The 10,941-nt window shown below is 61.1% G+C and carries 6 protein-coding genes; all 6 read left to right on the plus strand.

Going from position 1 to position 10,941, the window contains the following annotated elements; translation table 11 throughout:
• The 6 genes from AC1DSG_RS02215 (at position 1) to AC1DSG_RS02240 (ending at position 10,863) form a co-directional block, all read left to right on the plus strand.
• Positions 1–1,581 carry a VWA domain-containing protein gene (locus tag AC1DSG_RS02215; RefSeq protein WP_477789388.1) on the plus strand — a complete coding sequence of 527 codons (1,581 nt, stop codon included), beginning with the start codon at positions 1–3 and terminating at the stop codon, positions 1,579–1,581.
• A complete protein-coding gene (locus AC1DSG_RS02220; RefSeq protein ID WP_477789389.1) occupies positions 1,578–2,993 on the plus strand; it encodes a BatD family protein in 1,416 nt (471 codons plus the stop codon). The genes AC1DSG_RS02215 and AC1DSG_RS02220 overlap by 4 nt, the downstream gene beginning before the upstream one ends.
• The gene (locus AC1DSG_RS02225; RefSeq protein ID WP_477789390.1) at positions 2,990–4,012 is read left to right on the plus strand and encodes an HAD family hydrolase; all 1,023 of its coding nucleotides are present in this window, start codon (positions 2,990–2,992) and stop codon (positions 4,010–4,012) included. Before AC1DSG_RS02220 ends, AC1DSG_RS02225 begins: the two co-directional genes overlap by 4 nt.
• 74 nt (positions 4,013–4,086) lie before the next feature.
• Positions 4,087–5,676, plus strand: coding sequence for an arylsulfatase (locus tag AC1DSG_RS02230; protein ID WP_477789391.1), 1,590 nt, complete (start codon positions 4,087–4,089; stop codon positions 5,674–5,676).
• Between the two features lie 202 nt (positions 5,677–5,878).
• Positions 5,879–8,401: a fused MFS/spermidine synthase gene (locus AC1DSG_RS02235; RefSeq protein WP_477789392.1), complete on the plus strand. Its 2,523-nt coding sequence runs from the start codon at positions 5,879–5,881 to the stop codon at positions 8,399–8,401.
• A 113-nt stretch (positions 8,402–8,514) separates the two neighbouring features.
• On the plus strand, positions 8,515–10,863 hold the full coding sequence (locus tag AC1DSG_RS02240) for a tetratricopeptide repeat protein (RefSeq protein ID WP_477789393.1): 2,349 nt from the start codon (positions 8,515–8,517) through the stop codon (positions 10,861–10,863).
• Positions 10,864–10,941: the final 78 nt, after the last annotated feature.

Here is a 10,941-nt window from a genome sequence, read left to right on the forward strand (position 1 = left end):
ATGGAGATCAATTTCAGCGACTTCCACTTCCTGCGCCCGCTCTGGCTATTACTCGTGCCGTTCGGCGCCTTGCTGCCGATACTCTGGCGCCGCAGCCGCGACTTGCAACGGCGCTTGCGCAGCAACATTGCCGAGCACTTGCTCCCGCATTTGCTGATCACCCCGCAGGATCAACAACGCTTCAGGCCGGTGCATCTGGTCTGCGCCGTGTTGATTCTGGGCGCTGTCGCCGCCGCCGGCCCGACCTGGGAACAGGATCGCCCGGACTTCCTGGAAAACCGTGCGCCGCTGATCATCGCCATCGACCTGTCGCCGTCAATGGACGCCAACGACGTGCCGCCGAGTCGTCTGGAAGCGGCCAAGCACAAGCTGCACGACCTGATCCAGCGCCGCGCCGGTGCGCGCAACGCGCTGATCGCCTACGCCGGCAGTGCGCACCTGGTGTTGCCGCCCACCGATGATCCGGCCTTGCTGGATACGTTCATTCAAGCCCTGAGCACCGACCTGATCGCCAGACAAGGCAAAAACGTCGGCGCAGTCATTGAGCAAGCCAAACACCTGCTGGCGGCCGAGAAAACCCCGGGCACGCTGTTGCTGATCACCGACGGTGCCGACACTGCGCAACTCACCGGGCTCGACAAGCAACTGCAGGACAGCACTCTGCAAGTGCTGATCCTCGCGGTCGGCAGCGAGGATGGCGGCGTCCTCCACGACGCCAGCGGCCAACCACGCACAGACAGCAACGGTCGACCAGTGCTCGGCAGTTTTGATCAGGCAGCGCTCAAGCAACTGGCTTCAGCCGTGGACGCGCCACTGGGCAGCCTGACGCTGAATAACGACGATCTGGACTGGGTTGAACTGCATGCTCAGCAGCATTTCCAGAGTGCCAGCGATGAACAGCGTGAGTTGCACTGGAAAGACACCGGTTACTGGTTGTGCTGGCCATTGCTGCTGCTCGCATTCTTCAGCGTGCGCAAGGGCTGGAGCCTGAACTGGATGGCCGGTTTGTTGCTGGCATCGGGCATCGGCTTTCAGCCAACCAGCGCCGAAGCCAACGCCCTGACCAATGCCTTTTTCACCCCCGACCAGCAAGGCCGTTGGGCCTTCGAACACCAGCACTTCCCCCAGGCTGCCGCACATTTTGTCGATCCGTACTGGAAAGGCATCGCCGCCTATAACGCGGCGGATTTCGACCTGGCACTGGCCAGTTTCGCCCGACTGGAAACGCCGCAGGCGTATTTCTACCTGGGCAATATTTACGTACGCCGCTTCAAGTTTGATCAGGCGATTGTCGCGTATACCCAGGCACTGAAGCTACAACCGCAATTCCCAGAGGCCACGGCCAACCTGGCGTTGGCGATCGCGTTGCAGAAAGACACCGACAGCGCCGAGCAAAACACGCCCGAGGTCAAACCTGACGAAATCAAAATGGACAAGGCACCGGGCAAGGGCCAGAGCAAACCGGTGCAGACCGAACAGGCCGCATCGGATGAGGTGTGGTTGCAGAACCTGAGCACTTCGCCGGCGAAGTTCCTCATGCAGAAATTCAGTTTGCAGGATCAGGCGGGGGCTAAACCATGAACCGAGTCGCGGACATCGCCAGCAGGCTGGCTCCCACATTAATTCCGCGCACCCCACAAATCCCCTGTGGGAGCGAGCCTGCTCGCGATAGCGCCCGCCCAGTCGCCATCAAACTCACTGGCCTGATCCTCTGCCTGCTCACCACCGCCACCCTGGCCGCAGAACCCGACCTCCGAGTCCAGACCCACCTGCAACCCGCCACCTCAGTCATGGTCGGCGGCCTTGTGGAACTGCAACTCGACGTCCTCACCGACAGCTGGTTCACCAGCGCTCCGACCCTGCCCGACCTGAAACTGACGGGCGCCCTGGTGCTGCCACCGGACGGCCACGCCGAACACATCAATCAGAGCCTCGACGGTAAATCCTTCAACGGCATGCGCTACACCTACCGGATCACCCCGAATCTGGCCCAGGGTTTCGACATCCCACCGCTGACCGTGCAGGCGACACCGGGCCAGGCCAGCGCCCCGCTGAGCGCGCAAAGCCAGCCGTTGCACTTCACTGCCGCGCAACCACCGGGGTTCGAACCCGGCGAACCGGTGCTGGTGGCGCAAGGTTTGCGCTTCACGCAAAAAACCGTCAACTCGGCGACGCCATTGAAGGTTGGCGACAGCATCACCCGCCAGCTGACCTTGCAGGCTGACAACGCCATGGCCATGTCGCTGCCGGCACCAACAATGGGCGATATCAGCGGGTTGAGCCGTTACCCGAAGAGCCCGCACATCAGCAATCTGGATGATGGCCGAGGCAACTTCAACGGTGGCCAGCGCATCGACACCGTGACCTACCGCATTGACACCGAAGGCCGTTACAGCCTGCCGGCCATCGAGCTGAAATGGTGGGATGCCAGCAGCCAGCAAACCCGCACCGCGCAAGTCCCGGCCGTCACCTTTGAGGCTACGGCCAACAGCGCTTACACACCGGTTTTCTCGATTGCAGACGACCTGAAAAAACTCGGCCAGCAAAGTCGCGTGCATCTTTCCGGGCACTGGCTGAGGCTTTCGGCGCTGCTGATCGGGGTGGTGCTGTTTGTCTGGTTCGCCCGTCCGTTCGTGCATCGCGCCTACCTCGCTGCACAGGCCCGCCGCCAAGCCCGGCATGCAGCGTGGCTGGAGTCCGCCGACTACGCTTGGCGGCAGGTTCCGCGACAAATCGACGGCAAGCCCGCTCAACTGAGCGCCTTGTACCTGTGGCTCAGACGCAGCCACCTGGGCTTGAAATTGAGCCCGCTCAGCGCTCGACTGCAGGATTTCTTGCGCGCCTGCTACGGCCGCGCGCCTACCGAAGAACAAGCGTTACGCGAACTCAAGCGTTCCTTGGCTACGCTGCATAGTCAGGCTGAACAGCGCCATACCAAAGCCACTTCAGCGTTGCGCCCATTAAACCCTGCTCAAAAAAAGGATTTTCCATGACGAACCCGCTATCAATACGTCACCGCTTCGGGCTGACACTGCTGTTCGCGCTGGCCCTACCGTTGCTCGCTCAAGCCGCCGAACCGCTGCCCTCGTGGAACGACGGCCCGTCGAAGAAACACATCATCGAGTTTGTCCAGACTGTCACCGACCCATCCAGCAAGGACTTCGTCAAACCTGAAGACCGCATCGCGGTGTTCGACAACGACGGCACCTTGTGGAGTGAGCAGCCGATGTACTTCGAACTGCTGTTTGCCCTCGAAGAGGTCAAGCGCACCGCACCGCAACACCCGGAATGGAAAACCACCCAGCCATTCCAGGCCGTACTGGAAAACGATCACAAGGCGCTGGCGGCTTCCGGCCTGGAAGGCCTGATGAAAATTTTCGGTGCGACCCACACCGGCATGACCAGCGAAGCCTTCGATGACTACGCCAAGACCTGGCTGACTCAGGCCAAGCATCCGAAGACCGGCAAGTTGTACACCGAGATGGTGTTCCAGCCAATGCTGGAACTGCTCGACTACCTGCGCGGCCAGGACTTCACGCCCTACATCGTTTCCGGTGGCGACACCGGGTTCATGCGCGCCTTCGCAGATAAGGTCTACGGCATCCCGCCAGAGCAGGTCATCGGTACGACGTTTGTCACAGCCTTCCAGTACAAGGACGGCAACACCTCGATCCTGCGCACCCCGAAACTGGCCCACTACGACGACGGCCCAGGCAAACCGGAAAGCATAGACGCGGTCATCGGCAAGCGGCCGATCTTCGCCTTCGGCAACTCCGACGGCGACTTGCAGATGCTGCAATGGACCGCCGCGGGCAGCGGCAAACGATTCATGGGCCTGGTGCATCACACCGACGCCAAACGCGAATGGGCCTATGACCGCAAGTCAGACATCGGCCGTTTGGACAAGGCGCTGGACGAAGCAAATTCCCGTGGCTGGACGGTCGTGGACATGGCCGCCGAATGGCGCCGGATCTACCCGTACGATTCCGCCACCCCCGAGCAACAGCAGTAAAAAAGCTTAACGCAGGACCGCAATAAACGTTTGTCGCATCAGGCGACGCAAGTGAGCAAAAAGGAGCAAGTCAGATGACTCGCATACACAAGTGGCTACCGAAACTCGCCCTGGTGGCAGCCTCGGTCATGGCGATTTCGGCAACTGCCGGGGCTGCTGAAAAACCAAACATTCTCGTGATCTTCGGCGACGACATCGGCCAGACCAACATCAGTGCTTATTCGATGGGCGTGGTCGGCTACAAAACCCCAAACATCGACCGGATTGCCAAGGAAGGCATGATGTTCACCGACTATTACGCGGAGAACAGCTGCACGGCAGGACGGTCGTCGTTCATTACCGGTCAGACGCCACTGCGTACCGGTCTGTCGAAAGTCGGCGCGCCGGGGGCCACAGTCGGTCTGCAAAAACGTGACATCACCATCGCCCAGGCACTCAAGTCCCAGGGTTATGCGACCGGTCAGTTCGGCAAGAACCACTTGGGCGACAAGGACGAGTACCTGCCGACCAACCACGGTTTCGACGAGTTCTTCGGCAACCTGTACCACCTCAACGCCGAAGAAGAGCCTGAACGTCCGTACTGGCCCAAGGATGACCCTGAGTTCGTCAAGGCCAACTCCCCGCGCGGCGTGATCCACAGCTTCGCCGACGGCAAGATCGAAGACACCGGCGCCTTGACCACCAAGCGCATGGAAACCATCGACGACGAAACCACCGCCGCCGCCCAGGCGTTCATCGAGAAACAGGCCAAGGCGGACAAACCGTTCTTCGTCTGGATGAACACCACCCGCATGCACTTGTTCACCCACGTGCGCGAATCGATGAAGGGCCAGAGCGGCATGCCCGGTAACGAGTATGCGGACGGCATGCTGGAGCACGACGGCGACGTCGGCAAACTGCTGAAAACCCTCGACGACCTGAAAATCGCCGACAACACCATCGTCGTCTACGCCACCGACAACGGCCCGAACCAGTTCTCCTGGCCAGACGCGGCAACCACGCCGTTCCGCAACGAGAAGAACTCCAACTGGGAAGGCGCTTACCGCGTACCGGCGATGATTCGCTGGCCGGGCAAGATCAAGGCTGGTGAAGTGTCCAACGAGTTGTTCTCGGGCATGGACTGGTTCCCGACCCTGCTCGCTGCCGCTGGCGATACCGGTGTGAAAGACAAACTGCTGAAGGGCTGGGCACCGGTTTCCGGCGGTTCTAACTTCAAAGTGCACCTGGACGGCTACAACCAGCTGCCGTACCTGACGGGCGAACAGCCTAAAGGCGAGCGCAAGGAGTTTTACTACTTCAACGACGACGGCGTGCTGGTGTCGATGCGTTTCGGCAATTGGAAAGCGGTGTTCTGCGAACAACGCGAGCCAGGCGGTTTCAAGGTCTGGAGCGAACCGTTCGTGTGCTTGCGCGTACCAAAAATCTTCAACCTGCGGATGGACCCATATGAACGCGCAGACGTGGTTTCCGATCAGTATTACGACTGGACCACCAAAAACGTCTACCTGGTCGCACAAGCGGTGACCAAGTCTGCCGCCTTCCTGCAGACGTTCATCGAGTATCCACCCAGCCAGAAACCGGCCAGCTTCAGTGTTGACCAGATCCGCGCTGCGGTAGATGCAAAAATCGCTGAAAAAATGAAAGCTGCACCGGCTGCACAGTAAGATCGCACGACCGCCGCTCGCCCTCACCGGCGAGCGGACTTATTTTTTAGCCCGATCGTTCCCACGCTCTGCGTGGGAATGCCTCAACGGACGCTCCGCGTCCGCTACGGTATGGGACGCAGAGCGTCCCGGGCTGCATTCCCACGCAGAGCGTGGGAACGATCAAATGTTCACTTTCAGAAATTGCACAAGGCAACCCGCAATGTCCTCACGTGTCGCCAGCAAGTCGTCGGCCATACCCGCCCCTCACAGCGCCGCGTCCCCGGCCCTGCTGATTCCTGCCCTGCTGCTGTTCGTCTCCGGCGCCGCTGCGCTGGTGTACCAGGTGCTGTGGATCAAGCAGTTGTCGCTGGTGGTCGGCGTCGAGGTGTATGCGATCACCACTGGCATCAGTGCATTTTTTGCCGGATTGGCTTTGGGTGGGTTGCTGTTCGGGCGTTGGGCTGATCGCTTGCAGCAGCCGGTCTTGTTGTATGCGGGGCTGGAAGTGCTGGTGGCGGTGCTAGGTGTCGGTGCGACATTTGCGATGAGCATGGCCGCCAGTCCATTCGCCTGGCTGGAACAGCACGTCGGCCTGGCGGCATGGGTCTTGCCGTTTGCGCTGGTGGGCATTCCCGCGCTGTTGATGGGCGGCACGTTGCCGGTGCTGGTTCGTTCGTTGGTCAGCGACCCGCAACACCTGGGCAAGGCTGGCGGTCAGCTCTATGCCGCAAACACCGCTGGCGCGATTGCCGGCACCCTGCTCGCCGCTTTTGTGCTGATCGCCACCCTCGGCGTGCGCGGCAGCGCCCTCGCCGCCGCGATGCTGAACTTGCTGGCCGCCGTCGGCGCCTTGTGGTTTCAACGCCAGAGACCGGCGCCGGTCGAAGCCCCGGTCAAACACCACGCGCAAAAAGCCCCGGATCGTCTGGCGCTGTGGCTGTACTCCATCGCGGGCGGTGTGGCACTGGGCTACGAAGTGGTCTGGTCGCAATCCATCGTGCAATTCATGAGCACCCGTACCTACGCGTTTGCCGTGGTGTTGGCGACCTACCTCACAGGTTTGTTCATCGGCAGCACCCTGCTGGCCCGTCGGGTTGATCGCCTTCGTGATCCCTGGGGTGTGTTTGGTTTGCTGATTGCCGGCGCCGGTCTTGTCGCACTGCTGGAAGTCGCCTTTCTCGGGCGCTGGCTGGTGTTTTTGCAATCCCAGGCCGAAATCGTGGCGCTGGCCATGGGCGGCAGCGAACTGCTGGGCATGAGCGCACGGTTTGCCGTGGCGGCGCTGAGCATCGTGTTTGTCCCGACCCTGCTGCTGGGGGCGGCGTTCCCGTTGGCCCTGCGCTTGAGCGTCGGTCCTGAACAGGTCGGTCGGGATGTCGGCGCGGTGGTGGCGTTCAACACCTTGGGCGGGATTGTCGGCGTGATGCTCTGCGGGTTTCTGCTGATCCCGTTACTGGGGCTGGTGCGCACCTTGGGGCTGCTGGCGATTGTCGCGGCCGGGATTGGCTATTTCGCGGTGCGCAAGGGGCATCACGTCAAGAAAGGCCGGCGTCAGGGTGTGGTGGTGATTGGTCTGCTATCGGTGGCCGTGGCGATCTTCACCCCGGCCGACAAACTGGCCAGCCTGCTGCCCGGCGCCCGCAACGGCACGTTGGCATTCTATGAAGAAGGACGTGGCGGCACGGTGGCCGTGGTCACCCAGGGCAAAGGGCAGAAGGCTTTCCAGCGTTTGTATATCCAGGGCGTGTCGAACACCGGCGACGCAATGCCCTCGCTGCGCTACATGCGGATTCAGGCACTGTTGCCGCTGCTGATCCACAACGGCGAACCGCGCTCGGCGCTGGTGATCGGTTTTGGCACTGGCATCACCGCAGGCGCCCTGACTCGCTATCCGGGGCTGGAACACCGCGTGGTCGCCGAACTGCTACCGTCGGTGGTCAAAGCCGCACCGTTATTCAAAGGCAACTTCAATGCCGCCGCCGACCCGACGGTGGATGTGCGTCTGCGCGACGGTCGCCAGGAATTGCTGCGCAGCCCGCAGCTTTACGACTTGATTACCCTCGAACCGCCACCGCCCTCCGCTGCCGGCGTGGTGAATCTGTATTCGCGCGATTTCTACCAATTGGCCGCCAGTCGTCTGGAGAAGAAAGGCCTGGTCGCGCAATGGCTGCCGCTGCCGACCCAGAACATCGACGATTCACGCTCGCTGGTGCGCAGCTTCCTCGACGTCTTCCCCTATGCGACGTTGTGGACCAGCGAGTTCCACGAAATGCTCCTGATAGGCTCGATGGAGCCTATCGAACTGGATGCCGAGAAAATCAGCCAGCGCTTCCAGCAGGAAAGCGTGCGCAGCACCCTGCAGGACGTCGGCATCGGTTCAGCCGCTGCGTTGCTCGCCACGTGGGTGACCGACCGCGCCGGTCTGGAACGTTTCGCCGCCGATGCGCTGCCGGTCACCGATGATCAGCCACGGATCGAATACGCCCCTTGGGTGCGCGCCAAGGAAATCAGCCGCGTGCTACCGGCCCTGCTGGACTTGCGGCAGCCAGCGCCACTGCTGAATGCCGATGCAGGGTTCACCGAGCGCATGAATGTCCATCAACAGCGCCTGATGCAGTTTTATCGGGCGAGCCTGCACGCGTATGACGGTGATCGCGAGGCCTGGGCCCGGGATATCCGTGAAGTGATGATGGGCGATGGCGGCAACCCGTATTACCGCTGGTTTGTGGGAGGTGGTGAGTAAGACTTAAGGATCATTTCACACCCGTCATTTGACAGATGCCCGGCATCCGTCAAAGCTGCACTCAGATTGATCGCGCGCCTTAAGGCAAACGCACCTGGACTACGGAAGTCGTAATGCCGAAGCATAAAAACAACGCAGCAAACCCTGATTCGCAACCGAACCTGATCAATCGTTACCTTTTTCCCGTGACCATCAGCGCATTGCTGCTGGCGGTCATTGCTATCGGCTGGTTTTTGTTCAACAGCACACCGGCGCCGCTAAAACCCGTGCCTGTCAACGCCCCGGTCACGCAACCGGCCAAACCACAACCGGTCGCGATGGCGCCGGCGAAGATGGTCGATGAGCAACAATGCCAAGGCTGTCACAGCGAGCAGGTCAAAGACTGGCAAGGCTCCCATCACCAATTGGCAATGCAGGAAGCCAATGCCGAGACAATGCTGGGCGACTTCAATAACGTCACCTTCAAAGGCGAAAACGAAACCACCGTTTTCTCGCGCAAGGGCGACGCTTTCTGGGTCAACACACCGGGCATCGACGGCAAGAACGCCGACTTCAAGGTGGCTTACACCTTCGGCATCGCGCCGTTGCAGCAATACCTGATCGAGGTCGGCGAAGGTCGCTTGCAACCCTTGGGCGTCGCCTGGGATACGGAAAAACACCACTGGTTCCACCTCTATGCGGGCCAGGGTGTGAACTTCAAGAACCCGTTGCACTGGAGCAAGCCGAGTCAGAACGCCAACTTCATGTGCGTCGAGTGCCATACCACGGGCTACAAACGCAATTACGATGCCGCCAAAAACACCTTCGACAGCCAATGGAACAGCCTCGGCGTCGGCTGCCAGGCGTGCCATGGCCCGGCGTCCAATCACCTGGAATGGACGGCGAAAAAAGGTGATTTGATTCATGCCGGTTTTGCCGTCGACCTCAAGGACAAGAACGCGACGGTCGAACTCGAGACCTGTGCCCGCTGCCATTCGCGCCGCGCACCGCTGAGCGATGGCTACACCCCCGGCAAACGCCTGATGGATGACTACCTGCCAAGCGCCCTGACCCGCGAGTTGTATGCACTGGACGGCAAGATCAAGGACGAAGTGTTCGAACACGGCTCCTTCGCCCAAAGCAAAATGTTCGACAAAGGTGTGCGCTGCACCAACTGCCATAACCCGCACAGCAACGAGCTCAAGGCGCCGGGCAACGGCGTTTGCCTGCAATGCCACAACACGGCGGGCAAAACGTCGGTGGAAGGTGTCAATGGCAAAGGCCTGCAAGCGAAAAACTACGACGCCATCGAGCACACTCGCCACACCATGGGCCAACCGGGTTCACAGTGCGTGGATTGCCATATGCCCGGCAAGTTCTACATGGGCAATGACTTCCGGCATGACCACAGTTTCAGCATTCCGAACCCGGAGCGGGCGAAAAAACTCGGCACGCCGGACGCCTGTCTCACGTGCCACACGGGCAAGGACGGCGATAAGGTCACCGAGCAGTTCAAGCTCTGGAGCGGCGCACCCACTGCGCAGGCCCCGCGTTATGACGAAAGCCTGTGGCTGGTTCGAAACGGCCAGCCCGGTGCCGCACAAGCCTTGTATGAGCAGCTGCAACGCAGTAATTTGCCGGCGATTCAGCGGGCAACCTTACTCGCCGAGCTGGTGCTGTACCCGAGTGAGCAGGCGTTGAAACTGGCCACCAAAGACCTGAGCAATCCGGCGCCACAGGTGCGTGAAAGTGCCGTGAGGGCCATCAGCGCGCTCCTGCCGCCCCCCGAACGTGCGCCGCTGTTGACACCGCTGCTGACCGACCCGGTGATGACTGTGCGGATCGCCGCAGCCCGGGATCTGCTGAGTGTCGCCGGCACGGGCTTGGGCAGCGCCCAGGCGAGCTGGAATGCGGCCATCGCCGAGTATGAAGCGGCACAGATGAGCCTCCTGGAACGGGCCGAAGCCAACCTCAACCTAGGCATGTTCTATCAGGCCAGCGGCCGCAATGACGAGGTCGAAAAGTACCTGCGCACGGCCCTCAAGCGCGATCCGGATTTCTACCCGGCGCTGGTGGCGCTGGTGCAATGGCTGGAAGCCAATGGCCAACGCCAGGAGGCGCAGACGCTGCTGGCACAAGGTTTGAAGGACCACCCGGACGCCGCGCTGTTGCAGTACACCCAAGGCTTGTCGCTGGTACGTGCGGGCAAATCGGACCAGGCCATGTCGGCATTACGCAAAGCCGCGCAACTGGAACCGCAGAACGGCCAGTACAGCTACGTGCTGGCGGTGGCGTTGCATGACAGCGGCAAGGTTGAAGAGGCCTGCGAAGTGCTGGAGCGCTTGCTCAAAGTGCAGCCTACCAACCGCAATGCGCGGCTGACGTTGATCCAGTACTACCTGGGCAATGGGCAGGAACCAAAAGCGCAGGTGCTGTTGCAGGGCTGGAAGAAGATAAACATGGGTGACCCGGCGCTTAAATAACGCGGTCTGTAGCAGCTGCCGAGCCTGCGAGGCTGCGTCCGGCGACGCAGTCGTCGTAAGTCCGACAGAGATACATCC

The organism is Pseudomonas sp. P5_A12 (assembly GCF_056400685.1).

Coding starts and splice junctions, on each gene's coding strand:
- AC1DSG_RS02235 (WP_477789392.1), top strand. CDS start 5,879: ATGTCCTCACGTGTCGCCAGCAAGTCGTCGGCCATACCCGCCCCTCAC.
- AC1DSG_RS02225 (WP_477789390.1), top strand. CDS start 2,990: ATGACGAACCCGCTATCAATACGTCACCGCTTCGGGCTGACACTGCTG.
- AC1DSG_RS02220 (WP_477789389.1), top strand. CDS start 1,578: ATGAACCGAGTCGCGGACATCGCCAGCAGGCTGGCTCCCACATTAATT.
- AC1DSG_RS02215 (WP_477789388.1), top strand. CDS start 1: ATGGAGATCAATTTCAGCGACTTCCACTTCCTGCGCCCGCTCTGGCTA.
- AC1DSG_RS02230 (WP_477789391.1), top strand. CDS start 4,087: ATGACTCGCATACACAAGTGGCTACCGAAACTCGCCCTGGTGGCAGCC.
- AC1DSG_RS02240 (WP_477789393.1), top strand. CDS start 8,515: ATGCCGAAGCATAAAAACAACGCAGCAAACCCTGATTCGCAACCGAAC.